Genomic DNA, 25,036 nt, shown 5'->3' on the forward strand with positions numbered 1-25,036 from the left:
CGCCGCCTCGCGGCGCATTCCGCGTAAATGGATCTATCGATGCAATCCGAAGCTCAATCCCCACGCAGCAGTCAGATTTGTTCAACCGAGCCGGTGTTCGGCGGGCATCAGCCGCGTCGCGTGTCGCATGCGGTGGATGTTCGTTGGGGCGGGCAGCTCGTGACGATCGGCGGCGATGCGCCGGTGCGCGTGCAGTCGATGACGAATACCGACACGGCCGACGCGATCGGCACGGCGATCCAGATCAAGGAACTCGCGAATGCGGGCTCGGAACTGGTGCGCATCACGGTCAATACGCCGGAGGCCGCGGCCGCCGTGCCGGCGATCCGCGAGCAGCTCGACCGGATGGGTGTGACCGTCCCGCTCGTCGGAGATTTCCACTACAACGGCCACCTGCTGCTGCGCGACTATCCGGGCTGCGCGGAGTCGCTGTCGAAGTACCGGATCAACCCGGGTAACGTCGGCCAGGGTGCGAAGCGCGACACGCAGTTCGCGCAGATGATCGAAGCCGCGGCGAAGTACGACAAGCCGGTGCGGATCGGCGTGAACTGGGGCAGTCTCGACCAGGACCTGCTCGCGCGCATGATGGACGAGAACGGTGCGCGCGCGCAGCCGTGGGATGCGCAGAGCGTGATGTACGAAGCGCTGATCCAGTCGGCGATCGGCTCGGCCGAGCGCGCGGTCGAACTGGGTCTCGGCCGTGACCGCATCGTGCTGTCGTGCAAGGTCAGCGGCGTGCAGGACCTGATCGCCGTGTACCGCGAGCTCGGCCGGCGCTGCGGGTTCGCGCTGCACCTCGGTCTGACAGAGGCGGGCATGGGCTCGAAGGGCATCGTCGCTTCGACGGCCGCGCTCGGCGTGCTGCTGCAGGAAGGGATCGGCGACACGATCCGCATTTCGCTGACGCCGGAGCCGGGCGCGTCGCGCACGGGCGAAGTGATCGTTGGCCAGGAAATCCTGCAGACGATGGGCCTGCGCTCGTTCGCGCCGATGGTGATCGCGTGCCCGGGCTGCGGCCGCACGACGAGCACGCTGTTCCAGGAACTCGCGATGCAGATCCAGACCTATCTGCGTGAGCAGATGCCGGTCTGGCGCAAGGAATATCCGGGCGTCGAGAAGATGAACGTCGCGGTGATGGGCTGCATCGTCAACGGCCCGGGCGAGTCGAAGCACGCGAACATCGGCATCAGCCTGCCGGGTTCGGGCGAAAACCCGGCCGCGCCCGTCTTCATCGATGGCGAGAAGGTCAGGACGCTGCGCGGTGAGCGGATCGCCGAGGAATTCCAGCAGATCGTCAGCGACTACGTCGCACGCAATTACGGCCGCACCGAGGCCCTGAACTAAATTCGTCCACACACACGAACGATGACTGAACAGAAACGCAAGATCGAGAAGCTCACCGGCGTCAAGGGCATGAACGACATCCTCCCGCAGGATGCCGGCCTCTGGGAGTTCTTCGAAGCTACCGTGAAATCGCTGCTGCGCGCGTACGGCTACCAGAACATCCGCACGCCGATCGTCGAACATACGCAGCTCTTCACGCGCGGCATCGGTGAAGTCACGGACATCGTCGAGAAGGAGATGTACAGCTTCACCGACGCGCTGAACGGCGAGAACCTGACGATGCGCCCGGAGAACACCGCGGCCGTCGTGCGCGCGTCGATCGAGCACAACATGCTGTACGACGGCCCGAAGCGCCTGTGGTACATCGGCCCGATGTTTCGTCACGAGCGTCCGCAGCGCGGCCGCTATCGTCAGTTCCACCAGGTCGGCGTCGAGGCACTCGGCTTCGCTGGCCCGGACGCGGATGCCGAAATCATCATGATGTGTCAGCGCCTGTGGGACGACCTCGGCCTGACCGGCATCAAGCTCGAGATCAACTCCCTCGGCCTCGCCGAAGAGCGTGCCGCGCACCGCGTCGAACTGATCAAATATCTCGAGCAGTTCGCCGATGTCCTGGACGAGGACGCAAAGCGTCGCCTGTATACAAACCCGCTGCGCGTGCTCGACACGAAGAACCCCGCGCTGCAGGAAATCGCGCAGAACGCGCCGAAGCTGATCGACTTCCTCGGTGACGAGTCGCGTGCCCATTTCGAAGGGCTGCAGCGCCTGCTGCTCGCGAACAACATCCCGTTCAAGATCAACCCGCGTCTCGTGCGCGGCCTCGACTACTACAACCTGACCGTGTTCGAGTGGGTGACCGACAAGCTCGGCGCGCAGGGCACGGTCGCGGCCGGCGGCCGCTACGATCCGCTGATCGAGCAGCTCGGCGGCAAGCCGACCGCCGCATGCGGCTGGGCGATGGGCATCGAGCGCATTCTCGAGCTGCTGAAGGAAGAGGATCTCGCGCCCGAGCAGGAAGGTGTCGACGTGTACGTGGTGCACCAGGGCGAGACAGCGCGCGAACAGGCGTTCATCGCGGCCGAGCGTCTGCGCGATACGGGCCTCGACGTGATTTTCCACTGCAGCGCTGACGGCGGCCCGGCAAGCTTCAAGTCGCAGATGAAGCGGGCCGATGCGAGCGGTGCCGCGTTCGCGGTGATCTTCGGCGAAGAAGAGGTCGCGAACGGCACGGTCGGCGTGAAAGCGTTGCGCGGTGCGGGCGAGGATGGGGAAAAGAACGTTCAGCAGACCGTACCGGTCGAAAGCTTGACCGAATTCCTAATCAATGCGATGGTTGCATCCGCCGAAGACGGCGACGACTGATCGCGCTGGCATTCGCTCGACAAGAAAAGCCTGAAAAGGAAGGAATCGCTCGCCGATGAGTTATCACGACGAACAAGAATCGATTGAAAGTCTCAAGGCGTGGTGGGCCCGCTGGGGCAACCTCACCACGTGGATCGTGCTCGCGGCGCTGGTCGTCGCGGCCGGTTTCAACGGCTGGAATTATTGGCAGCGCCGTCAGGCCACCGAGGCTTCCGGGTTGTACGAGCAGGTGCAGAAGGCTGCCGCCGGGAATGACAAGGCGACGATGGCCCGCGCGGCGGCCGACATGGAAGACAAGTTCGGCAGCACGCCGTATGCGCAGATGAGCGCGCTGTTGGCAGCGAAGACGCTGTACGCAGCCGGCGATGCCGCCGGCGCGAAGGCGCAGCTGCAATGGGCCGTCGATCACGCCAAGGACGACGAGTACAAGCAGATCGCGAAGCTGCGTCTCGCATCGCTGCTGCTCGACGAGAAGGCGTACGATGCGGGCCTCGCGCTGCTTTCCGGCACGCCGATCGATGCATTCAAGGGTCTCGTGGCCGATCGCCGCGGCGATCTGCTTGCGGCGCAAGGCAAGACCGCCGATGCGCGCGCCGCATACAAGCTTGCGCTCGACGGCCTGTCGCAGGACGACCAGTCCGCGCGTCAGCTCGTGCAGTTCAAGCTCGACGCGCTCGGCGGCTGATCCCGGCCCTCTCAACCTCTTAACTCTGCTTCGCTAACCGATGAATTTGCTGAAACGTTACGCTGTGCCCGTAGCCTGCGCGGCGGCTGTCCTGGCATTGGCGGCCTGCTCGTCGTCGAAGGACGCGCGCCGCGTGCCGACGCCGCTCACCGAGTTCAAGCCCGTCATGGACGTGCAACAGGTCTGGAAGGCGAGCGTCGGCAAGGGCGGGCGCTACCTATTCTCGCCGGTGGCCGTTGGCGACGCCGTCTACGCGGCGGGCGAGAACGGTTCGGTCGAGAAGATCGACGCGAAGACGGGCCAGACGCTGTGGCGCGCGAAGGTCGGCTCGGATCTGTCGGCCGGGGTCGGCAGCGACGGCAACCTGACCGCAGTCGGCGCGTTGAAGGGCGGCGTGTTCGTGCTGGGCCCCGACGGCAAGCAACTGTGGAAGACGAGCGTGCAGGGCGAGATCTTCTCGCCGCCGCTGGTCGGCAACGGTCTCGTGATCGTGCGCACGATCGACGGCCAGGTGATCGCGTTCAACGCGCAGACGGGCGAGCAGAAGTGGAACTACCGCAACCGCGCGGTGCCGCTGAACCTGCGCGTGTCGGCCGGCATGACGTTCGCGGGCGATGCGGCCGTGCTGGCGGGCTTCCCCGGCGGCGGTCTTGTCGCGATCAACCTGCAGACGGGCGAGCCGTTCTGGCAGACGCCCGTGTCGTTCCCGAAGGGCGTGACCGAAGTGGAGCGTATCAACGACGTCAGCGGTCCGCCGACGCTCGTGGGTGCTCAAGCGTGCGCGGTCACGTTCCAGGGCCAGCTCGGCTGCTTCGACGCGAACTCGGGCCGTCCGCTGTGGGAAAAGGCGTTCTCGAGCCGCAGCGGTCTCGCGCAGGACGATTCGGTCGTCGCCGGCGGGGACGACTGGTCGGTCGTGACGGCCTACGACGCGGCGAGCGGCAATCAGCTCTGGCGTAACGACAAGCTGAAGAGCCGCGACGTCGGCGTGCCATACCTGCTCGGCCATGCGGTCGTGATGGGCGACTACAAGGGCTTCGTGCACTTCCTGTCGCGCGAGGACGGCAGCTTCATCGCCCGGATGAAAACCGACGGCAGCGCGATTACCGCGGCGCCGGTCCTGGCCGGCAATACGCTCGTCGTGCAGACGAAGGACGGCGGCCTGTACGGGTTCCGTCCGCGCTGACGCGCACGCAACGAGCGCAATCGCGGCGCGGCGGGCTCGTCCCGCGCGTGCGATTGCGCGACATGAAGGCGGCCGGTGTCCCCGGCCGCTCGGTATTTGAAAGGCAGTTCGAAACGAAAGACGACGGCGCGCAACGCGCGCCCGGCGCGCGCATCCGGCGCGGCGCGAATTCGTGATATTTTCATTCAGCGCAGCCGCCCGCAGCAGCGGGCCTCCCGCTGCTGCGCATCACCGTAGAAAACACAGATGAAACCGGTCATTGCCCTCGTTGGGCGCCCCAATGTGGGGAAATCCACGCTGTTCAACCGGCTCACGCGCTCGCGCGATGCGCTGGTTGCCGACTTGCCCGGCCTGACGCGCGATCGCCATTACGGCGAAGGGCGCGTCGGCGAGCGGCCGTATCTGGTCGTCGATACCGGCGGCTTCGAGCCCGTCGCGAAGGACGGCATTTTGCACGAGATGGCACGCCAGACGCGGCAGGCCGTCGAGGAAGCCGACGTCGTCGTGTTCATCGTCGACGGCCGTAACGGCCTCGCGCCGCAGGACAAGTCGATCGCCGACTACCTGCGCAAGACCGGCCGGCCGATCTTCCTGGTCGTCAACAAGGCCGAGGGGATGAAGTACACGGCGGTTGCGACGGACTTCTACGAGCTCGGGCTCGGCGATCCGCGCGCGATCTCGGCCGCGCACGGCGACGGCGTGACCGATATGATCAACGAAGCGCTGGAAGTCGCATACGCGGGCCAGCCCGAGGAAGCGGACGAGGACGATCCGTCGCGCGGCATCAAGATCGCGATCGTCGGCCGGCCGAACGTCGGCAAGTCGACGCTCGTGAACGCGCTGATCGGCGAGGACCGCGTGATCGCGTTCGACATGCCGGGCACGACGCGCGATTCGATCTACGTCGACTTCGAGCGCAACGGCAAGAAATATACGCTGATCGACACCGCCGGCCTGCGACGTCGCGGCAAGGTGTTCGAGGCGATCGAGAAATTCTCGGTCGTGAAGACGCTGCAGTCGATCTCCGACGCGAACGTCGTCATTCTTCTGCTGGATGCGCAGCAGGACATTTCCGACCAGGACGCGCACATCGCCGGCTTCGTCGTCGAACAGGGCCGCGCGCTCGTGATCGGCGTTAACAAGTGGGACGGCCTCGACGACCATGCACGCGATCGTGCGAAAGCGGATTTGACCCGCAAGCTGAAATTCCTCGACTTCGCGAAATCGCACTACATTTCGGCCGCGAAGAAGACGGGCATCGGCGCACTGATGCGCTCGGTCGACGACGCGTACGCGGCGGCGATGGCGAAACTGCCGACGCCGAAGCTCACGCGCGCGCTGATCGAAGCGGTCGAGTTCCAGCAGCCGCGTCGTCGCGGTCCGGTGCGTCCGAAGCTGCGCTACGCGCACCAGGGGGGCCAGAATCCGCCGCTGATCGTCATCCACGGCAACGCGCTCGATGCGGTCACGGAAACCTACAAGCGTTACCTCGAAAACCGATTCCGCGAAACTTTCTCACTGACCGGGACTCCATTGCGCATAGAGTTCCGTTCGTCGAACAACCCGTACGCGGACAAGGGCTGAAGCAGGTCCTGCAAGGGGTAGGCCGCATGGCCTACGCCCGGGCGGGGCATGCAAAATCGGCTATAGTGTAGCGATTGGCGCCGGATCTCTTTTTCTTCGTCGCCAATCCAGATCAACCTGCAAAAAAAGATGGAGTACGCCATGAGCAACAAAGGGCAATTGTTACAAGACCCGTTTTTGAACGCACTGCGCAAAGAGCACGTTCCCGTTTCGATCTATCTCGTCAACGGCATCAAGCTGCAAGGGAACATTGAATCGTTCGACCAGTACGTCGTGTTGCTCCGTAATACGGTGACCCAGATGGTCTATAAGCACGCCATCTCGACGGTCGTGCCGGCGCGCCCGGTGAATTTCCACCCGGACGCGGAAGCCTCGTCCTAACCCATCGCAGCGGCCGGCGTCCGGTCGCCGCGAGCGACCGATGCCAGCCGCCTTATCTTGACACCCGATAATTTGATCAACGCAGCGCTCGTCGGCATCGACTTCGGCAAGACCGATTTCGAAGCCAGTCTCGAAGAACTCAGTCTTCTCGCCTCCAGTGCGGGGGCCCGTCCCGCCGTCACCCTCACGGGTCGTCGCGCCAGTCCCGATGCCAAGATGTTCATCGGCAGCGGCAAAGCCGAAGAATTGCGGCTTGCCTGCGACGCGCACAACGTCGAAATCGTCATCTTCAATCACGCACTGGCACCGGCCCAGCAACGCAATCTGGAGCAGGCGCTTAACAGGCGGGTGGTCGATCGCACGAGCCTCATCCTCGATATCTTCGCGCAGCGTGCCCGCAGCCACGAAGGCAAGCTGCAGGTCGAGCTCGCGCAGTTGCAATACCTGTCGACCCGCCTGATTCGTGCGTGGACTCACCTGGAGCGGCAAAAGGGCGGTATCGGCCTGCGCGGCCCCGGTGAAACCCAGCTCGAAACCGACCGCCGGCTGATCGGCGAGCGCATCAAGATGCTGAAGTCGCGGCTCGACCGGTTGCGCCGGCAGCACAGCACGCAGCGTCGCCAGCGCGCGCGCAGCGGCACGATGTCGGTGTCGCTCGTCGGCTATACGAACGCGGGCAAGTCGACGCTGTTCAATGCGCTGACGAAAGCGCAGGCCTATGCGGCCGACCAGCTGTTCGCCACGCTCGATACGACGTCGCGGCGCGTGTACCTCGGCGACGATGCAGGCCAGATCGTCGTGTCCGATACGGTGGGGTTCATTCGCGAACTGCCTCACCAGCTGGTTGCCGCATTTCGCGCGACCCTTGAGGAAACGATCCACGCGGATCTGCTGCTGCACGTCGTCGACGCGTCGAGCGCGGTGCGGCTCGAACAGATCGAGCAGGTGAACGGCGTGCTGCACGAGATCGGTGCGGACACGATCCGGCAGGTGCTGGTGTTCAACAAGATCGACGCCGTGCCCGAGCTGGCGGCCCGAGGCGACGCGGTCGAGCGGGACGAGTATGGTAATATTTCGCGCGTCTTTTTGAGCGCACGCACCGGTCAGGGTCTTGATGCGTTGCGTGCCGCCATCGCCGAGATCGCCTCCGCGGAACACCTTTCCGGCGCGACGTTACCCAACGGCGCGCTCGACGGCGCACCCGCTGAACCGCACGAAGACCACACGATTTCCGAACACGGGCGCTAACCGGTCCCGGCCGGTTCGCTGGCGTCTAATCTGGTGAACAAACTCTGGTGAACGAATACAACGAGCGGAGTACCTGGCGGCGGATGCGCGCCTTGCTGTCAATCAACGATCCCCGCTGGGGACGCGGCGAAGGCAAGGGCAACGACGGATCCCGTCCGCGTGCGAACGAATCGAAGCGTCCGCCCGGTGGCGACGGTGACGGTCCGCCCGATCTCGACGAGATGTGGCGCAACTTCAACCGGCGTCTGAGCGGCCTGTTCGGCGGCAAGGGCGGCAACGGCTTCCGGCCCGACAATGGCCGGGCCGCGCGCGTCGGCGTCGGCATCGTGATCGGCGTGCTGGTCGCGGTCTACGCAGGCAGCGGGCTGTTCGTCGTGCAGGAGGGCCAGACGGGCGTCGTGCTGCAGTTCGGCAAGCTGTCCGGCACGGTTGGCCAGGGCGTGCACTGGCGCGCACCGTATCCGTTCGCGTCGCACGAGATCGTCGACACATCGCAGGTCCGTTCGATCGAGATCGGCCGCAACAACGTCGTGCGTCTCGCGAACGTGAAGGAAGCGGCGATGCTGACGCGCGACGCCGACATCGTCGACGTGCGTTTCATCGTCCAGTACCGCATTCGTTCGGCAACCGACTACCTGTTCCGCAGCGTCGACCCGGAGCGCAGTGTGTCGCAGGCCGCCCAGGCCGCGGTGCGTGCGATCGTCGGCACGCGCAGCGCGGCCGACATGCTGAACCAGGATCGCGACGCGCTGCGCGAGCAATTGTCCGCCGCGATCCAGCGCGATCTCGATCGCTACCAGTCGGGCCTCGAGATCACGGCCGTCACGATGCAGAACGTCGCGGCACCCGAGCAGACACAGGCCGCATACGCCGAAGTCGCGAAGGCGCGCGAAGATCGCGAGGCCGCGAAGCGTGCGGCGCAGGCCTATGCGAACGACCTGCTGCCGAAGGCGCAGGGCGATGCCGCGAAACTCGCCGATGAAGCGAAGGCGTATGCCGATCGCGTGGTCACGCAAGCAGAAGGCGACGCCGACCGGTTCAAGCAGGTCTATGCACAGTATTCGAAAGCGCCCGCGGTGATCCGTGAGCGGATGTACCTCGAGACGATGCAGGAAATCTATTCGAACGCGACGAAAGTGTTCGTCGGCAACAAGGGTGGCAACAGCGTCGTGTATCTGCCGCTCGACAAGCTCGTCGAGCAGAGGCGACAAAACGTCGCGAATGCCACGAATGCCGCGAATGCCGCGACGCCGGCCGGTGCATCCGAGCCCGCCGCGGCATCGGCCCAGGCTGCCGCTGCATCGAGCGCACCCGTGAGCGCGGCTTCGTCCGCGGCGGCGCCCGCACCGGGCAGCGACGTGCTGCGGTCGCGCGAAGCGTTCCGCAGCCGCTCGCGTGAAGACGATACGAAGTAACGGAGAGCGCAGAACATGAACCGAATCATTGCGCTCGTCGTCGCAATCGTGATCGCCGCCTTCGCGGCGTCGTCGACCGTCCTGACCGTCGACCCGCGCCACACTGCCGTGTTGTCGGGCCGCGACGGCGCGCAACCCGAACTCGCGGGCCCCGGCATCCATTTCAAGTTGCCGCCGCCGTTGCAGACGGCGACGCTGATCGACACGCGCCTGCAATCGCTCGAGTCGTCGGATCCGTTGCAACTGGCGACCGAAGACAAGCACGATCTGCTTGTCGCGTATGCGGTCAAGTACCGGATCAGCGATCCGATGAAGTATTTCACGGCGACGGGCGGCGACCCGGCGGCTGCCACCGAGCGTCTGGCCGGCGCGCTGAAGAGCGCACTCGGCGACGCGTTCGGCAAGCGCGCGCTCGACGACGCGCTCGGCGGCCAGCGCGACATTGCCAATGCGGTGCGCGAGGCGGTTCGCGCGAAGGCATCGGGCTTGGGCGTCGACGTGGTCGACGTGCAGTTGACGCGTGTCGACTTGCCGGCTGCGCAGACGGATGCCGTCTATCAGCGGATGATTGCCGCGCTGCGCGACCAGGCCGCACAGGTGCGTGCGGGTAGCGCCGCCGATGTCGAGCAGATCAAGGCCGACGCGGAACGCGAACAGCAGGCGGTGCTCGCGAATGCGTACAAGTCCGCGCAGATGGTCAAGGGCGAGGGCGACGCGAAGGCCGCGTCGATCGCCGCCGAAGCGTTTGGCCGTGATCCGCAGTTCTATCAGTTTTATGCGAGCCTGCAGGCTTACCGGAATACCTTCAAGCGCAACGACATCATCGTCGTCGACCCCGACAGCGAGTTTTTCCGCTTCATGCGCAGCTCGACGGGCGGTGCCGCACCGGCGGCACCCGCTCCCCGCAAACACTGACCTTGGGGCGCCGCATCGAGCGGCGCCGTCGCTCGCATGGATCTGGCTGGCTCGTTGTTGCTCGCGGTAGCACTGATGCTGATTATCGAGGGGGCGTTCCCCTTCGTGTTTCCCGTCGCCTGGCGCGACACGTTTCGTAGAATAGCGGAGCGGCCGCCGCATCATATCCGGATCGGCGGGCTCATCGTGATGGCGTTCGGGCTCGTCCTGTTGCTGCTCGCCACCTGATCCGGACGGCGCACCCGCCGTTCGTTCCGCCCGATTTCCGATTTCCGATTCATCTCGCGGCGCGCGTGTCGCGCCCTGTTTCTTGTCGTAGGACCGTACCGATGTCGACCTGGTTACTTCCCGAGAATATCGCCGACGTACTGCCGTCGGAAGCGCGCAAGATCGAGGAGCTGCGCCGCAGGCTGCTCGATCGCTTCCGTTCGTACGGCTACGAAATGGTGATGCCGCCGCTGCTCGAATATCTCGAGTCGCTGCTGACGAGCGGCGGCGCCGACCTGCGCCTGCGCACCTTCAAGCTGGTCGATCAGCTGTCGGGCCGCACGCTCGGCCTGCGCGCGGACATCACGCCGCAGGTCGCGCGCATCGATGCGCACCTGCTGAACCGCCAGGGCGTGACGCGCCTCTGCTATGCGGGCCACGTGATGCATACGCGTCCGCGCGGCCTGCATGCGACGCGTGAACAGATCCAGATCGGCGCCGAAATCTACGGTCATGCCGGGCTGGAAGCCGATCTGGAGATCCAGCAGCTGATGCTCGACGCGCTGCACCTCGCGGGACTGTCGCGGATCCGTCTGGATCTGTGTCACGCGGGTGTGCTCGCGGCGCTGCTCGCACGCGACGCGCAGGCCGCCGAGCGCGGCGAGGCGCTGCACGACGCGCTGTCGGGCAAGGACGTGCCGCTGCTGAACGAACTCACCGACGATCTCGGCGCCGATACGCGCGCGGCGCTTCGGGCGCTGCCGCACCTGTACGGCGACGCGAGCGTGCTCGACGAGGCACGTGCACGCCTGCCGGTGCTGCCCGAGATCACGCGCGCGCTCGACGATCTCGCGCAGCTCGCGGCGCAGGCGAAGGGCGTCGAAGTGGCGATCGATCTTGCCGACCTGCGTGGCTACGCGTACCACAGCGGCGCGATGTTTACGGCGTACATCGACGGCGTGCCGAACGCGATCGCGCGCGGCGGCCGTTACGACCACGTGGGCCAGGCCTACGGCCGCGCCCGCCCGGCGACGGGCTTCTCGCTCGACTTGCGCGAACTCGCACGGATTTCGCCGATCGAGGCCCGCGGCACTGCAATTCTCGCGCCGTGGGCACAGGACGACGCGCTGAGCGCGGCCGTTGCGGCGCTGCGCGATGCGGGCGAGGTCGTGATCCAGGCGTTGCCGGGGCACGACCACGTGCTCGACGAGTTCGCGTGCGACCGTTCGCTCGTCGAGCGTAACGGCGCATGGGTGGTCGAACCCCGTTAAACAGGCGTTCGCGGGCCGTCGTTCGGCGTGCATATCGTTGAAGCGAAACGGAAAAATTCGGAATCGCCCGCGAACATAGGTAGAATACGTTTTTAACCAGCTAACGAATCAACATGTCTGCCAGCGCAGTGAACGTGACTCCCGGGCGCAATGTCGTCGTCGTGGGAACGCAATGGGGTGATGAAGGCAAGGGCAAGATCGTCGACTGGCTGACGGACCACGCTCAGGGCGTCGTGCGTTTCCAGGGCGGTCACAACGCCGGCCACACCCTCATCATCGGCGGCAAGAAAACCATCTTGCGCCTCATTCCGTCGGGCATCATGCGTGAAGGCGTCGCCTGCTACATCGGCAACGGCGTTGTCCTGTCCCCCGAGGCACTGTTCAAGGAAATCGGCGAGCTGGAAGAGGCCGGCGTGAACGTGCGCGATCGCCTGTTCATCTCCGAAGCCACGACGCTGATCCTGCCGTACCACATTGCGATCGACCAGGCGCGCGAGGCGCGTAAGGGTGCGGGCAAGATCGGTACGACCGGCCGCGGCATCGGCCCCGCGTACGAAGACAAGGTCGGCCGCCGCGCGCTGCGCGTGCAGGACCTGTTCGACGCGAAGACCTTCGCCGACCGCCTGCGCGAAAACCTCGATTTCCACAACTTCGTGCTGACCCAGTACCTGGGTGGCGCGGCCGTCGATTTCCAGGCCACGCTCGACACGATGCTCGGCTACGCCGATCGCCTGAAGCCAATGGTGGCCGACGTGTCGCGCCGCCTGTACGACGCGAACAACGCCGGTCAGAACCTGCTGTTCGAAGGCGCGCAAGGCACGCTGCTCGACATCGACCACGGCACCTATCCGTTCGTCACGTCGAGCAACTGCGTCGCGGGTGCGGCATCGGCCGGCGCTGGCGTCGGTCCGCAGAAGCTGAACTACATCCTCGGCATCACGAAGGCGTACTGCACGCGCGTCGGCTCGGGCCCGTTCCCGAGCGAGCTGTACGACGCGGACAACCCGCAGCGCCAGGACCAGGTCGGCGTTACGCTGGCGAACGTCGGCAAGGAATTCGGCTCGGTCACCGGCCGTCCGCGCCGCACCGGCTGGCTCGACGCGGCGGCGCTGCGCCGCTCGATCCAGATCAACGGCGTGTCGGGTCTGTGCATGACGAAGCTCGACGTGCTCGACGGCCTCGATGAAGTCAAGCTGTGCGTCGGCTACAAGATCGACGGCAAGGACGTGGACATCCTGCCGCGCGGTGCGGCCGACGTCGCGCGTTGCGAGCCCGTGTACGAAACGTTTGCCGGCTGGAAGGAAAGCACCGTCGGCATCAAGGCGTGGGACGCGCTGCCGGCGAATGCTCAGACATACCTGGCCCGTGTCCAGGAAGTGGCCGGCGTGCCGGTCGACATGGTTTCGACGGGGCCGGATCGCGACGAGACGATCCTGCTTCGCCACCCGTTCAAGGTGTAATTCTCAGCATGACGCAGCAAATCACGATGACGGCGGCAGACTTGATGACCGATCCGCGCAACGACGACAAGAACCTGTGGGTAGGCTGGGACGAATACCATCGTCTGATCGAGCTGCTTGCGCTCCAGGTGCATGCTTCGGGCTGGAAGTTCGATCAGATCCTGTGCCTCGCGCGCGGCGGTCTGCGCGTCGGCGACCAACTGTCGCGCATCTATGACGTCCCGCTCGCGATCCTCGCGACGAGTTCGTACCGCGAAGCGGCCGGCACCGAGCAGGGCGAGCTCGACATCGCGCAGTACATCACGATGACGCGTGGCAATCTCGAGGGCAACGTGCTGCTGGTCGACGATCTCGTCGATTCGGGCGTCACGCTCGCGCGCGTGCAGGAGCACCTGAAGGAGCGCTATCCGGCGGTCAAGGCCGTGCGCTCGGCGGTGCTCTGGTACAAGGGTTGCTCGAAGATCAAGCCTGACTATCACACGCAGTATCTGCCGACGAATCCGTGGATTCATCAGCCGTTCGAAGAGTGGGACACGGTTCGTCCGCATAATCTCGAGGCGTGGATCAAGCGCGGTCGTGCGCAGCGCGACGGCTCGGGCGCGTGAGCGACCGGCCGATCGAAGGAAAGCCTTGTACGGCGCCGCTTGCGGCGCCGTTTTTCATTACGGCGCCGGGCGGGTGGATACCACGATCGGTCTTGACGGTAGGCAGACGTCGCGGCCCCGGCTATGATGGCAGCCCTGCCACAGCTCGCGCAGGATTGCATGCGCAGCGTGGATCACGTGGCTTCACGGCAACAGGGCAGGACGGTTTTTCAGGGGGGCGCGAGTAGAATAGCGCTCGTTTTGTCCGAACCGGACCCGATTATTAAGCTTCATATGAACGACACGATCCAGGCGACCGACGCAGCCCATGCGCATTCGACGCACCAACACTCGATGCGGGCGCTTGCGATAGCGGCCATCGGCGTCGTGTTCGGCGACATCGGCACGAGCCCGCTGTATGCGCTGAAGGAGGCGTTCAGCCCCGCACACGGCATTCCGCTTACCGAAGGCTCGATTCTCGGGGTGATCTCGCTGCTGTTCTGGGCGATCATCCTGGTGGTCGGCGTTAAGTATCTACTGTTCGTGATGCGGGCCGACAACAACGGCGAGGGCGGCGTGCTCGCGCTGATGGCGCTGTCGCTGCGGCCGCTCGACTCGAAAACCCGCGTTGCGGGCGCGCTGATGGCGCTCGGTATCTTCGGCGCGTGCATGTTCTACGGCGATGCCGTGATCACGCCGGCGATTTCCGTGATGTCGGCGGTCGAAGGTCTGGAGATCGCGACGCCGCATCTGTCACATCTCGTGATGCCGATCACGATCGTGATCCTGATCGCGCTGTTCTGGATCCAGCGTCACGGTACCGCGACGGTCGGCAAGCTGTTCGGGCCGATCATGGTGCTGTGGTTCATCGCGATCGCGGCGCTCGGTGTGTATCACATCGCGCGCGTGCCGGGCATCATCGCGGCGATCAACCCGTATTACGCGGCGTCGTTCATGTCGGAGCATGTGCTGCAGGCTTATGTCGTGCTCGGTTCGGTCGTGCTGGTACTGACCGGTGCCGAAGCGCTCTACGCGGACATGGGCCACTTCGGCGCGAAGCCGATTCGCCTCGCCGCATACGGGCTCGTGATGCCGTCGCTCGTGCTGAACTACTTCGGCCAGGGCGCGCTGCTGATCCAGAACCCGAAGGCGATCGAGAACCCGTTCTTCCTGCTGGCGCCGGACTGGGCGGTGCTGCCGCTCGTCGTGCTGTCGACGGTCGCGACCGTGATCGCTTCGCAGGCCGTGATCTCGGGCGCGTATTCGTTGACGTCGCAGGCGATCCAGCTCGGCTACGTGCCGCGCATGAAGGTGCTGCATACGTCCGAGCTGGCAATCGGCCAGATCTACGTGCCGGTCGTGAACTGGCTGCTGCTGTTCGTGATCCTCTGCATCGTGATCGGCTTCAAGAGCTCTGACAACCTCGCCGCCGCGTACGGTATCGCGGTGACGGCGACGATGGTGATCACGACCGTGCTCGCGGCTGTCGTGATGGTAAAGGTATGGAACTGGAACCGGCTGCTCGTCGGCGCGATCATCGCGGTATTCCTCGCGGTCGACCTCGGCTTTTTTGGCGCGAACCTGCTCAAGGTCGCGCAGGGCGGCTGGCTGCCGCTCGGCATCGGCGCGCTGCTGTTCTTCCTGCTGATGACCTGGTACAAGGGCCGCCACATCGTCAAGGAGCGTACGGCTGCCGACGGTATCCCGCTCGAGCCGTTCCTGCAGGGGCTGCTCGCGCACCCGCCGCACCGGGTGTCGGGTACGGCGATCTACCTGACCGGTAACGACAAGCTCGTGCCCGTCAGTCTGTTGCACAACCTGAAGCACAACAAGGTGCTGCACGAGCGGACCATTTTCCTGACGTTCGTCACGCGCGACATCCCGTACGTGCGCGACGACAAGCGCCTGAGTTCACGTGACGTGGGCGGCGGTCTGTACATCGTCAAGGCCGAATACGGCTTCAACGAGACGCCGGACGTGAAGGCCGTGCTCGAGGAATTCGGCCGCACGCACGACATGACGTTCGAACTGATGGACACGTCGTTCTTCCTCGCGCGCGAAACGGTCGTGCCGACGCATCTGCCCGGCATGTCGATCTGGCGCGAACGCGTGTTCGCATGGATGCATCAGAACGCGGCGAAGCCGACCGACTTCTTCTCGATCCCGGCGAACCGCGTCGTCGAGCTCGGCACCAAGATCGAAATCTGATCGGCGCACGGGCCGCATATGCGGCCTATGCCGATCCGGCAACGTTTGCCGAAGCCATGAAAAAACCCGCCTTCCGGCGGGCTTTTTTTGTGCGTCGACAGCCTTCGCGTGTTCAGCGTTTCAGCTTCGCGAACGCCGCAGCCATCGCGCCGGCCGGTTCAGGCTCGCGCGAACGCTGCGGGCGCGCCGCGCCGCGGCCGGCATTGCCGCGATCCTGGCCGCTGCGCGGCGCCATGCCGGGCGCGGCCGCTTCGTCGTCGAGGCGCATCGTCAGCGAAATGCGCTGACGCTTTACGTCGACGTCGAGCACCTTGACCTTGACGACCTGGCCGGCCTTCACGACTTCGTGCGGATCCTTGATGAACTTCGTCGACATCGCGGACACGTGGACGAGGCCGTCCTGGTGCACGCCGACATCCACGAATGCGCCGAACGCCGCGACGTTCGTCACGACACCTTCAAGCAGCATGCCCGGCATCAGGTCAGACACCTTTTCGACGCCATCGCGGAACGTTGCGGTCTTGAATTCGGGGCGCGGGTCACGACCCGGTTTTTCGAGTTCGGACAGGATGTCGCGCACGGTCGGCAGGCCGAAACGTTCGTCAACGAATTCGGTCGGCGACAGGCCGGACAGCGCATCACGGCTGCCGAGCACGTCGTCGATCCGCTTGTTGATCTTCGCGAGGATCCGTTCGACGACCGGATAAGCCTCTGGGTGGACCGACGAGCGGTCGAGCGGATTCTCGCCGCCGTTGATGCGCAGGAAGCCGGCTGCCTGTTCGAAGGTCTTGTCGCCGAGGCGCGGCACCTTGCGCAGGTGATCGCGCGACGGGAACGGCCCGTTCGCATCGCGGTAGTCGACGATGTTGCGCGCGAGCGTGGCGTTCAGGCCCGAGACGCGTGCGAGCAGCGCGACCGACGCGGTGTTCGCGTCGACGCCGACCGCGTTCACGCAATCCTCGACCACCGCGTCGAGCGAGCGGGCGAGTTCGCGCTGGTTCACATCGTGCTGGTACTGGCCGACGCCGATCGCCTTCGGCTCGATCTTCACGAGCTCCGCGAGCGGGTCCTGCAGGCGGCGGGCGATCGACACGGCGCCGCGCAGCGACACGTCGAGTTCCGGGAATTCCTTTGCGGCCAGTTCGGACGCCGAGTAGACCGACGCGCCGGCTTCCGACACGACGATCTTCTGCAGCCGCAGTTCGGGGTGCTTCGCGATCAGCTCGCTCGCGAGCTTGTCGGTTTCACGGGACGCGGTGCCGTTGCCGATGCTGATCAGCTCGGCCTGCGTCTGTGCGGCGATGCGCGCGAGCTTCGCGAGCGAGCCGTCCCAGTCGCGCCGCGGCTCGTGCGGGTAGATCGTATCGGTCGCGAGCAGCTTGCCGGTGCGGTCGACCACGGCGACCTTCACGCCCGTGCGCAGGCCGGGGTCGAGACCGATCACGGCCTTCGGGCCGGCCGGCGCGGCCAGCAGCAGGTCCTTCAGGTTGCGGGCGAACACGCGGATCGCTTCGGCTTCCGCCGTTTCGCGCAGTTGCGTGAGCAGTTCGTTCTCGATGTGCGGCTGCACCTTCACGCGCCAGCACCAGCGGCACACGTCGGACAGCCACTTGTCCGCCGGGCGGCTCTGGTTCGCGATCCCGAAATGGCGCGCGATCATCGCTTCGCCGGGATGCGGGATCTGCGCGTCGAGTTCCTCGCCGAGCCCGAGCTTGACGGTCAGCACGCCGGCATTGCGGCCGCGGAACAGTGCCAGCGCGCGATGCGACGGCACCGTGCGGATCGTTTCCGCGTAGTCGTAGTAGTCGCGGAACTTCTCGCCTTCCTCGTTTTCCTTGCCTTCGACGACCGCGGAGGACACGACGCCCTGGCTGTGCAGGTAGTCGCGCAGCTTGCCGAGCAGTTCGGCTGTTTCGCCGAATTGCTCGGACAGGATGTCGCGGGCGCCGTCGAGGGCGGCCTTCACGTCGGCGACGCCCTTGTCGGCATCGACGTACGCGGCGGCTTCCGTTTGCGGGTCGAGCAGCGGATTCGCGAGCAGCGCCTGCGCGAGCGGCTCGAGGCCGGCTTCGCGCGCGATCTGCGCGCGCGTGCGGCGCTTCGGCTTGTACGGCAGATAAAGGTCTTCGAGCACCTGCTTGCTGTCGGCCGCGTCGATCGCGGCGCGCAGTTCGTCGGTCAGCTTGCCCTGTTCGTCGATGCTCGACAGGATCGCCGCGCGACGATCCTCGAGCTCGCGCAGGTACAGGAGGCGTTCCTCGAGCTGGCGCAACTGCGTGTCGTCCAGGTTGCCGGTCACTTCCTTGCGGTACCGGGCAATGAACGGAACGGTCGAGCCTTCGTCGAGGAGTTGCACTGCCGCCGCGACCTGGCGCGGCTGGACGGACAGTTCGGTGGCGATGCGCTGTACGATCTTGAGTGCTACGGTTTCCGTCATGTCGTGGATGATCTGCCTGCTGAAATCGCGGCGCGGGCCGGCAGGCCGCGCGCCGCGGGCTGCAAGACGGGCCCGCCGGACCAGATGCCGCGGGTGAGTGAAGCGGGGCATTTTGCCATAAATGGCGGAGCGTCCAGCCGGGGGTGATAGAATTTGACACATGTCCCGCAGCTTTCCTACGACGTTGCCAACTTCCCGCATTTCTCTCGTCGCGCTCGGCGCAGCGCTCGCCGCGGCTTTGTCCGCCGGGTCTACCGTCGCGTACGCACAGGCATCGGGCGCCACCGCGCCGGACGCCGCAGTGGCCGCGCCCGTCGCCCCCTCCACCACGCAGGATTTTGACGCCCGTCAAAAAGTGCTCAATCAACGTTCCGCGGAAAACGATTATCGTTATGCCGTGGCGGAGCACGATTGTTACAGCAAGTTCTTCGTCAATCACTGTCTCGGCAATGCGCGCGACCGGATGCGCGAGGAGCGGGCGAGCATCCGTCAGGAGCAGCTCGCGCTCGACGACGAACAGCGCGCGGTGCGGGCGCAGCAGCGCGACCAGCAGCAGGCGTTGAAGCAGGCGCAGAATGCGGCGGAAGCGCCGCAGCGCGCGGCGAACGATGCGGCGAACGCGGCTGCGTTCCGCGACAAGCAGGAGCAGAATGCGCTGAAGCAGGCGCAGCGCGGCGCCGAGGGCCCACAGCGCGCCGCGAACAAGCAGGCATACGACCAGAAGCAGGCAGACTTCCAGCGCAAGCTCGACCAGGCGCGCCAGCAGGGCGCGCAGAAAGCGCAGGAGCGGGCGGACAACGCCGCGCGCTACGAGCAGAAGCAGAAGGAAGCCGCCCAGCACAAGGCCGATGTCGAGCGGCGTCAGCAGGAAGCGGCCAAGAAGGCCAAGCAGCAACAGCAGCGGCAGTAACGTGTTGGATTGATCCGGAGTCAGTCTCGTGCGTGCCGGCACGCCAGTCGGCGCGCTGCTTCGATGAGGAGGCGCATATGCAAAACCGTCCCACGGAACAGCAGCAGGAATTGCACAACCGTTTGGCTGCATTGCAGGAGCAGCACCAGCAGCTCGCTCGGGAGATCGAGCTGAAGGAAGGACACTCCGACATCGATGACATCACGCTGCACCGGCTGAAGAAGGAAAAGCTGGCGGCCAAGGACAAAATCATTTTGCTGCAATCGCAGCTGGAACCGGATAAGCGCGCCTGAGCGCGGCCTGGCAAGCGCCGGCGCCGCTCGGGCGCTGGACACAGGAACGCTTGCCTTGAATTCACCGCTTGATGCCAACCCCGATGCCCGGCGTGACGCGTCGTCCGCCGGGCGCGTTCGTGCGCCCGAAGGCACCTTCGAGCTGAGCCGCAAACGCGTCGACGAACTCGACACGATCTTCGGCGACGGCGGATTGCTCGCGCGCGCGCTCGACGGCTATCACCCGCGTCAGTCGCAGATCGAGATGGCGCGCGCGGTCGCGTCCGCGATGGAGGCGTCCGCGCGCCGGATGCCCGAGCCGGAGATCTTCGAGACCCGCAAGCGGCCGGCACGCCGCCTCGGCGAAGGCGACAAGGCGGCCGAATCCGCCGCGGAGGGTGTTGCGCCCGAAGCCGACGGCGACGCTGGCGACAACACGCTGATCGTCGAGGCCGGCACAGGCACCGGCAAGACCTATGCGTACCTGGTGCCCGCGATGCTGTGGGGCGGCAAGGTGATCGTATCGACCGGCACGAAGCACCTGCAGGACCAGCTGTTCCAGCGCGACATCCCGACCGTGCGCAACGCACTCGCGGTGCCGGTGACGGTCGCGATGCTCAAGGGCCGCTCGAACTACCTGTGCCATTACTACCTGCAGCGCACGGCCGACAACGGTCGCTTGCCGTCGCGCCAGGATACCGCGTACCTGCAGGAAATCGTCCGGTTCGCCAAGGTCACGAAGAGCGGCGACAAGGCTGAACTCGCGAGCGTGCCGGAGACGGCACCGGTGTGGTCGATGGTCACGTCGACGCGCGACAACTGCCTCGGCCAGGAGTGCCCGCATTACAAGGAATGCTTCGTGATGCAGGCGCGCCGCGAGGCCCAGCAGGCGGACATCGTCGTCGTCAACCATCACCTGTTCTTCGCGGACATCATGCTGCGCGACACCGGGATGGCCGAGCTGCTGCCGAACGCGAACACGGTGATCTTTGACGAAGCGCACCAGTTGCCGGAGACGGCCACGCTGTTCTTCGGCGAGACGCTGTCGACCACGCAGATCCTCGAACTTGCGCGCGACACGGTCGCGGAAGGCCTGAGCCATGCGCGCGATGCGGTCGAGTGGGTGAAGCTCGGCGGCGATCTCGAACGTGCGGCGCGCGACCTGCGTCTCGCGTTCGCGAACGACCAGATCGTGCGCATGTCGCTCGCGCAACTGGGCGACGATCATCCGATGTTCGCCGCGCTCGACGCGCTCGAAGTGGCGCTCGATGCGCTTGCCTCGGCGCTCGCGAGCCAGGCCGAGCGGGCGGAGTCGCTCGGCGCGTGCCTGCGGCGCGCACGCGAGCTGCAGGACCTGCTCGCGGGCTGGGTTGCGCCCGGCGCGGCGGAAGCGGCCGCGAAGGCCGATGCCGCGGCAGCCGGCGACAAGGCGGCCACCGACGACCCGAACGAGAAGGTGCGCTGGGTCGAAGTGTTCGCGCATACCGTCCAGTTGCACGAGACGCCGCTGTCGGTCGCGCCGATTTTCGCGAAGCAGCGCGCCGGCGTGCCCCGCGCGTGGGTGTTCACGTCGGCGACGCTGTCGGTGCGCGGCGATTTCACGCACTACGCGGCCCAGATGGGCCTCAGCTCGCGGCGCTCGATGACCCTCGCAAGCCCGTTCGACTATCAGACGCAGGGCCTGCTGTATGTGCCGCGCAACCTGCCGCAGCCGTCGTCGCCGGCGTTTACCGATGCCGTGTTCGATGCCGCGTTGCCGGCGATCGAGGCATCGGGCGGCGGCGTCTTCATGCTGTGCACGACGCTGCGCGCGGTCGACCGGATCGCGTCGAAGCTGCGCGACGTGATCGAGTCGCGCGGCTGGAACACGCCGCTGCTGGTGCAAGGCGATGCCAGCCGTACCGAACTGCTCGATCGTTTCCGTTCGTACGGCAATGCGATCCTCGTCGGCAGCCAGAGCTTCTGGGAAGGCGTCGACGTGCGCGGCGACGCGCTGTCGCTCGTTGTGATCGACAAGCTGCCGTTCGCGCCGCCTGACGATCCGGTGCTGGCCGCGCGGCTCGACGCGCTGACCAAGAAGGGCTTGAGCCCGTTCGCGGTTCACCAGCTGCCTCAGGCCGTGATCACGCTGAAGCAGGGCGCAGGCCGGTTGATTCGCGCGGAGACGGATCGCGGCGTGCTGATGATCTGCGACACGCGGCTCGTCGACAAGCCTTACGGTCGGCGGATCTGGCAGAGCCTGCCGCCGTTCAAGCGCACCCGCGAGATCGCGGTCGTGCAGGACTTCTTCGACGAACATCGCGCGGCAAAGCGCGCGTGATCGCGCTGTTGCCTGTTGCGGGCGGCACCAACAAAAAACCCGGCTCGATGGCCGGGTTTTTTGTTGGTGCTCGGGCGTCGCTCAGAACTGCCACCACGACTTCTTCGTGCCGGGGCGCGAATGGCCGGTGATGTACGGGCTGTCGGGGAAGGTCCCGGCGAGCACGCGCTTCGTGTCTTCCGCGAGTTCCGGCTGGTTCAGCTTGCCGTACGACAGGATCATGATGTGCAGCGCGTCCTCGATCGCCGGCGCACCCTTGTAGTCCTTGATCGCGAGCTGCGCGCGGTTGATCGCCGCGACATAGGCGCCGCGCCGATAGTAGTAGTCGGCCGCGTGCACCTCGTGCGAGGCGAGCGCGTTGACGATGTAGCGCATCCGGGCGGCGGCGTCGGGTGCGTACTTGCTCTTCGGGTAGCGGTCGACGACGACCTTGAACGCGTCGTACGATTCGCGCAGTGCCTGCGGATCGCGCTCGCTCATGTCCTGGCCGGAGAAGCGGCCGAACAGGCCGAGATCGTCGTTGAAGTGGATCATCCCCTTCAGGTAGTACGCGTACGGGATATCCGGGTGATCCGGATGCAGTTGGATGAAGCGGTCGACGGCCTGGTCGGCGGCTGCCGCTTCGTTGTCCTTCCAGTTGCAGTACGCGACGTTGATCTGTGCCTGTTGCGCGAAATGGCCGAACGGATCGCGACCTTGCAGCGATTCGAAATATTTCGCGCACTTGCCCCAGTCGCCGCCGGACAGTGCGTCCTGGGCCTCTGAGTATAATTTGTTGTTCGACCAGGTAGCCGTCTCGTCCTGCTTCTGCGGCAAGCCGTGGCAGCCGGCGATGAGGGCCGCGGCCGCTACCGCCGCAGCTCGGGCGGCGACGGTTTTGGCCGTACGTTTGGTCGAATTCATCATGCTCGCATGTCCTAGCTTCAAGTCTCGGTGACCCAGTCTAAATGACCCGTTCAAGTTCGCAGAATGCCCCGCAGGGCAAGTCAAATCGCGAAGATTATAGCCCAAGCGATCGGCCCGCCGACGCTGCGTCGGGCGATTCCCCCGATGACGATCTGGCTGCAGGCGCGATGCAGCCGCCTGTCGTGCCGTCCGCGGCGGTCGACGAGGCCCCGCGCGTCGTCGAAGTGCCGCTGTCGCTCGCGGGTGAGCGCCTCGATAAAGCGCTTGCCCAACTGTTCCCCGAATTCTCCCGCAGCCGCCTGCAGAGCTGGATCGAGGCGCAGCGCGTGCTGGTCGACGGCGCGCCGGCGAAGATCCGCCAGCCGGTGCCGCTCGGCGCAAGGATCGAGCTCGTGCCCGACCTGCTGCCGGAGCAGCTGGCGTTCACGCCGGAGCCGGTGCCGCTCGACGTGATCTACGAGGACGACGCGCTCGTCGTCATCAACAAGCCGGCGGGCGTCGTCGTCCATCCGGCTGCCGGCAACTGGAGCGGCACGATCCTCAACGGCCTGCTGCACCGCTACGGCGACGCGGCGGCCGGCCTGCCGCGCGCGGGCATCGTGCACCGGCTCGACAAGGAGACGTCCGGCCTGATGGTGGTTGCGCGCACACTCGCCGCGCAGACCGACCTCGTGCGCCAGCTGCAGGCGCGTACCGTGAAGCGCCGCTATTTCGCGCTCGTATGGGGCATGATGCCCGAAGACGGCACGATCGACGCGCCGATCGGCCGCGATCCGCGCGAGCGCACGCGCATGGCCGTCGTCACCGGCGCGTCGGGCAAGCCCGCGCGCACGCATTTCCGTACGGTTGACACATGCATGTGGCAACGTCAGCCGGTGTCCGCGATCCAGTGCGATCTCGAAACCGGCCGTACGCACCAGATCCGCGTGCACTGCGCGCATGTCGGGCATCCACTGCTCGGCGATCCGGTGTACGGGCGCGCGCGCGGCAAGCGCTCGGTCGCGCCGCTGCCGGGCGGGTTCGCGCGGCAGGCGCTGCACGCCTGGCGGCTCGGCCTCGTGCATCCGGTCACGGGCAAGACGATGCAGTGGCGTTGTCCGTTGCCGGACGACATGAACGCGCTCGTCGCGGCGCTGGGCTTCGGGCAGGGCGACGAGGAATTCGACGATGAAGATGGTGTCTACGACGATGACGATTTCGCCGGCGAATATCAGGATCACGACGACGATTACGACGATGAGGAGGAGTGAGTGCCGATGACGAACCTGGCGCCGTTGACGTGGCAGGACTGCGTGCGGCCCGACTGGCAGGTGGCGCCGCGCGTGCGTGCGCTGATCACGACGCGCGACGGCGGCGTGAGCGAGGGCCCGTACGGGCGCTGGCAGGACGGCGCCGCGTTGCCGGGCGGGATGAATCTCGGCCTGCATACCGGTGACGATCCGGCCCATGTCGCCGCGAATCGCGCGCGCTTGCTCGTGCTTGCGGGCCAGTCGCGAGCGGCATGGCTCGAACAGGTTCACGGCGCGCGGATCGTGCGTGCGGACGAAGTGATCGAGGCCGCGCCGGGTGCCGAGGCGCCCGTGCAGGCCGACGCGAGCGTGACGGACCGCGCGGGCGCGGTCTGTGTCGTGATGGTCGCCGATTGCCTGCCGGTGCTGTTGTGCGACGCGCGGGGCCGGGCGGTAGGTGCCGCGCATGCTGGCTGGCGCGGGCTCGCGGCCGGCATCGTCGAGCAGACCGCGGCCGGCGTCGCGGCACTCGCCGGCGGCGCGACGGATGATCTCCATGCGTATCTCGGGCCCGCGATCGGCCCGCGGGCGTTCGAGGTCGGCGCAGACGTGCGCGAGGCGTTTCTCGACACGGCTCCGCAGTCGGAGCATGATGAGACGCGGCAAGCGTTCGTCGTGATCGACGGCGCGCCCGGCAAGTACCTCGCCGACCTCTACGCGCTTGCGCGCCTGCGCCTCGCGCGCGCAGGCGTGGCGCACGTGAGCGGCGGGACCGCCTGCACGGTCACCGAACACGCGCGCTTCTATTCGTACCGGCGCGACCGCGTGACCGGCCGCATGGCGGCGGCGATCTGGCTGGCCGATTGACTGCTGACCGCGCGCACGTGCGCGCGGCTTGGCTTGTTGCGCTGCGAAATTGGTTATTGCGATATTGGCGCGGCAATGCGGCGTTGCATGGGCAATCGAATGAATAATCGCGAAGTCAAGTCAATCAAAATGTTTTATGTTTCGCCGGAAGCCTTGTCCAGCTTGTTTCGCGCGGATTATCTCCGAGCAGAAATGCTCGGTGGTTTGACGCAGTGCTTCACATGGGGAAAACGATAATGATAAAA

21 protein-coding genes are annotated in these 25,036 nt (G+C 66.0%); 19 read left to right on the forward strand and 2 right to left on the reverse strand.

Annotation, left to right across the window (positions count from 1 at the left end):
- The first annotated feature begins 39 nt into the window (after window positions 1-39).
- The 14 genes from ispG (at window position 40) to WS66_RS20450 (ending at window position 15,850) form a co-directional block, all read left to right on the forward strand.
- Window positions 40-1,344 (forward strand): flavodoxin-dependent (E)-4-hydroxy-3-methylbut-2-enyl-diphosphate synthase, encoded by a 1,305-nt coding sequence (ispG, locus tag WS66_RS20375; protein ID WP_059604437.1) that lies wholly within the window; start codon window positions 40-42, stop codon window positions 1,342-1,344.
- A gap of 21 nt (window positions 1,345-1,365) precedes the next feature.
- On the forward strand, window positions 1,366-2,706 hold the full coding sequence (hisS, locus tag WS66_RS20380; protein WP_044848982.1) for a histidine--tRNA ligase: 1,341 nt from the start codon (window positions 1,366-1,368) through the stop codon (window positions 2,704-2,706).
- A 55-nt stretch (window positions 2,707-2,761) separates the two neighbouring features.
- Window positions 2,762-3,391 (forward strand): tetratricopeptide repeat protein, encoded by a 630-nt coding sequence (locus tag WS66_RS20385; RefSeq protein WP_059604384.1) that lies wholly within the window; start codon window positions 2,762-2,764, stop codon window positions 3,389-3,391.
- Between the two features lie 40 nt (window positions 3,392-3,431).
- Window positions 3,432-4,577, forward strand: coding sequence for an outer membrane protein assembly factor BamB (gene bamB, locus WS66_RS20390; protein ID WP_059604387.1), 1,146 nt, complete (start codon window positions 3,432-3,434; stop codon window positions 4,575-4,577).
- Between the two features lie 246 nt (window positions 4,578-4,823).
- The gene (gene der, locus WS66_RS20400) at window positions 4,824-6,161 is read left to right on the forward strand and encodes a ribosome biogenesis GTPase Der (RefSeq protein ID WP_014896912.1); all 1,338 of its coding nucleotides are present in this window, start codon (window positions 4,824-4,826) and stop codon (window positions 6,159-6,161) included.
- Window positions 6,162-6,302: 141 nt separating this feature from the next.
- Entirely contained in the window at window positions 6,303-6,542 is a 240-nt protein-coding gene (gene hfq, locus WS66_RS20405) for an RNA chaperone Hfq (protein WP_006399927.1), read from the forward strand.
- A 72-nt stretch (window positions 6,543-6,614) separates the two neighbouring features.
- Window positions 6,615-7,790 (forward strand): GTPase HflX, encoded by a 1,176-nt coding sequence (hflX, locus tag WS66_RS20410; RefSeq protein WP_179955275.1) that lies wholly within the window; start codon window positions 6,615-6,617, stop codon window positions 7,788-7,790.
- Between the two features lie 47 nt (window positions 7,791-7,837).
- Window positions 7,838-9,205 carry an FtsH protease activity modulator HflK gene (hflK, locus tag WS66_RS20415; RefSeq protein ID WP_059604393.1) on the forward strand — a complete coding sequence of 456 codons (1,368 nt, stop codon included), beginning with the start codon at window positions 7,838-7,840 and terminating at the stop codon, window positions 9,203-9,205.
- Window positions 9,206-9,220: 15 nt separating this feature from the next.
- Window positions 9,221-10,120, forward strand: a complete 900-nt coding sequence (gene hflC / locus WS66_RS20420) for a protease modulator HflC (protein WP_059604397.1) — start codon at window positions 9,221-9,223, stop codon at window positions 10,118-10,120.
- A gap of 36 nt (window positions 10,121-10,156) precedes the next feature.
- Window positions 10,157-10,348, forward strand: coding sequence for a DUF2065 domain-containing protein (locus WS66_RS20425; protein ID WP_014896917.1), 192 nt, complete (start codon window positions 10,157-10,159; stop codon window positions 10,346-10,348).
- Window positions 10,349-10,449: 101 nt separating this feature from the next.
- On the forward strand, window positions 10,450-11,598 hold the full coding sequence (locus WS66_RS20430) for an ATP phosphoribosyltransferase regulatory subunit (protein ID WP_059604400.1): 1,149 nt from the start codon (window positions 10,450-10,452) through the stop codon (window positions 11,596-11,598).
- 113 nt (window positions 11,599-11,711) lie between these two features.
- Window positions 11,712-13,058, forward strand: coding sequence for an adenylosuccinate synthase (locus WS66_RS20435; protein ID WP_059604402.1), 1,347 nt, complete (start codon window positions 11,712-11,714; stop codon window positions 13,056-13,058).
- Window positions 13,059-13,066: 8 nt separating this feature from the next.
- On the forward strand, window positions 13,067-13,663 hold the full coding sequence (locus tag WS66_RS20440) for a phosphoribosyltransferase (RefSeq protein ID WP_059604405.1): 597 nt from the start codon (window positions 13,067-13,069) through the stop codon (window positions 13,661-13,663).
- Window positions 13,664-13,936: 273 nt separating this feature from the next.
- Window positions 13,937-15,850, forward strand: coding sequence for a potassium transporter Kup (locus WS66_RS20450; protein ID WP_059604409.1), 1,914 nt, complete (start codon window positions 13,937-13,939; stop codon window positions 15,848-15,850).
- 112 nt (window positions 15,851-15,962) lie between these two features.
- On the opposite strand, the gene WS66_RS20455 is transcribed toward WS66_RS20450, so the two are convergent.
- On the reverse strand, window positions 15,963-18,287 hold the full coding sequence (locus WS66_RS20455; RefSeq protein WP_059604414.1) for a Tex family protein: 2,325 nt from the start codon (window positions 18,285-18,287) through the stop codon (window positions 15,963-15,965).
- 160 nt (window positions 18,288-18,447) lie between these two features.
- On the opposite strand from WS66_RS20455, the gene WS66_RS20460 reads away from it, so the two are divergent.
- The 3 genes from WS66_RS20460 to WS66_RS20470 all read left to right on the forward strand — a co-directional run bounded on the left by WS66_RS20460 (window position 18,448) and on the right by WS66_RS20470 (window position 21,789).
- The gene (locus tag WS66_RS20460) at window positions 18,448-19,197 is read left to right on the forward strand and encodes a hypothetical protein (protein WP_059604417.1); all 750 of its coding nucleotides are present in this window, start codon (window positions 18,448-18,450) and stop codon (window positions 19,195-19,197) included.
- Window positions 19,198-19,274: 77 nt separating this feature from the next.
- Complete coding sequence (locus tag WS66_RS20465; RefSeq protein WP_006755091.1) at window positions 19,275-19,490, forward strand: YdcH family protein; 216 nt, start codon at window positions 19,275-19,277, stop codon at window positions 19,488-19,490.
- 55 nt (window positions 19,491-19,545) lie between these two features.
- A complete protein-coding gene (locus WS66_RS20470; protein ID WP_059604421.1) occupies window positions 19,546-21,789 on the forward strand; it encodes an ATP-dependent DNA helicase in 2,244 nt (747 codons plus the stop codon).
- A gap of 81 nt (window positions 21,790-21,870) precedes the next feature.
- Here the strand turns inward: WS66_RS20470 and WS66_RS20475 are convergent, their stop codons facing one another.
- A complete protein-coding gene (locus WS66_RS20475; RefSeq protein WP_059604424.1) occupies window positions 21,871-22,695 on the reverse strand; it encodes an outer membrane protein assembly factor BamD in 825 nt (274 codons plus the stop codon).
- 41 nt (window positions 22,696-22,736) lie between these two features.
- On the opposite strand from WS66_RS20475, the gene WS66_RS20480 reads away from it, so the two are divergent.
- Together WS66_RS20480 and pgeF are read left to right on the forward strand one after the other, a co-directional pair.
- Window positions 22,737-23,945: an RluA family pseudouridine synthase gene (locus WS66_RS20480; protein ID WP_059604426.1), complete on the forward strand. Its 1,209-nt coding sequence runs from the start codon at window positions 22,737-22,739 to the stop codon at window positions 23,943-23,945.
- Window positions 23,946-23,951: 6 nt separating this feature from the next.
- Complete coding sequence (gene pgeF / locus WS66_RS20485; protein WP_059604440.1) at window positions 23,952-24,791, forward strand: peptidoglycan editing factor PgeF; 840 nt, start codon at window positions 23,952-23,954, stop codon at window positions 24,789-24,791.
- The last annotated feature ends 245 nt before the right edge of the window (window positions 24,792-25,036 follow it).

The sequence above is a fragment of the Burkholderia sp. LA-2-3-30-S1-D2 genome (assembly GCF_001523915.2).
Classification (GTDB): Bacteria; Pseudomonadota; Gammaproteobacteria; order Burkholderiales; family Burkholderiaceae; genus Burkholderia; species Burkholderia diffusa.

Excerpts from the sequence above, each read along its gene's own strand:
- hisS (WP_044848982.1), top strand. The coding sequence starts at position 1,366 with ATGACTGAACAGAAACGCAAGATCGAGAAGCTCACCGGCGTCAAGGGC.
- WS66_RS20475 (WP_059604424.1), bottom strand. The coding sequence starts at position 22,695 with ATGATGAATTCGACCAAACGTACGGCCAAAACCGTCGCCGCCCGAGCT.
- WS66_RS20465 (WP_006755091.1), top strand. The coding sequence starts at position 19,275 with ATGCAAAACCGTCCCACGGAACAGCAGCAGGAATTGCACAACCGTTTG.
- WS66_RS20460 (WP_059604417.1), top strand. The coding sequence starts at position 18,448 with ATGTCCCGCAGCTTTCCTACGACGTTGCCAACTTCCCGCATTTCTCTC.
- der (WP_014896912.1), top strand. The coding sequence starts at position 4,824 with ATGAAACCGGTCATTGCCCTCGTTGGGCGCCCCAATGTGGGGAAATCC.
- hflC (WP_059604397.1), top strand. The coding sequence starts at position 9,221 with ATGAACCGAATCATTGCGCTCGTCGTCGCAATCGTGATCGCCGCCTTC.
- ispG (WP_059604437.1), top strand. The coding sequence starts at position 40 with ATGCAATCCGAAGCTCAATCCCCACGCAGCAGTCAGATTTGTTCAACC.
- bamB (WP_059604387.1), top strand. The coding sequence starts at position 3,432 with ATGAATTTGCTGAAACGTTACGCTGTGCCCGTAGCCTGCGCGGCGGCT.
- WS66_RS20425 (WP_014896917.1), top strand. The coding sequence starts at position 10,157 with ATGGATCTGGCTGGCTCGTTGTTGCTCGCGGTAGCACTGATGCTGATT.
- WS66_RS20450 (WP_059604409.1), top strand. The coding sequence starts at position 13,937 with ATGAACGACACGATCCAGGCGACCGACGCAGCCCATGCGCATTCGACG.
- WS66_RS20385 (WP_059604384.1), top strand. The coding sequence starts at position 2,762 with ATGAGTTATCACGACGAACAAGAATCGATTGAAAGTCTCAAGGCGTGG.
- hfq (WP_006399927.1), top strand. The coding sequence starts at position 6,303 with ATGAGCAACAAAGGGCAATTGTTACAAGACCCGTTTTTGAACGCACTG.
- WS66_RS20480 (WP_059604426.1), top strand. The coding sequence starts at position 22,737 with ATGACCCGTTCAAGTTCGCAGAATGCCCCGCAGGGCAAGTCAAATCGC.
- pgeF (WP_059604440.1), top strand. The coding sequence starts at position 23,952 with ATGACGAACCTGGCGCCGTTGACGTGGCAGGACTGCGTGCGGCCCGAC.
- WS66_RS20455 (WP_059604414.1), bottom strand. The coding sequence starts at position 18,287 with ATGACGGAAACCGTAGCACTCAAGATCGTACAGCGCATCGCCACCGAA.
- WS66_RS20430 (WP_059604400.1), top strand. The coding sequence starts at position 10,450 with ATGTCGACCTGGTTACTTCCCGAGAATATCGCCGACGTACTGCCGTCG.
- WS66_RS20440 (WP_059604405.1), top strand. The coding sequence starts at position 13,067 with ATGACGCAGCAAATCACGATGACGGCGGCAGACTTGATGACCGATCCG.
- WS66_RS20435 (WP_059604402.1), top strand. The coding sequence starts at position 11,712 with ATGTCTGCCAGCGCAGTGAACGTGACTCCCGGGCGCAATGTCGTCGTC.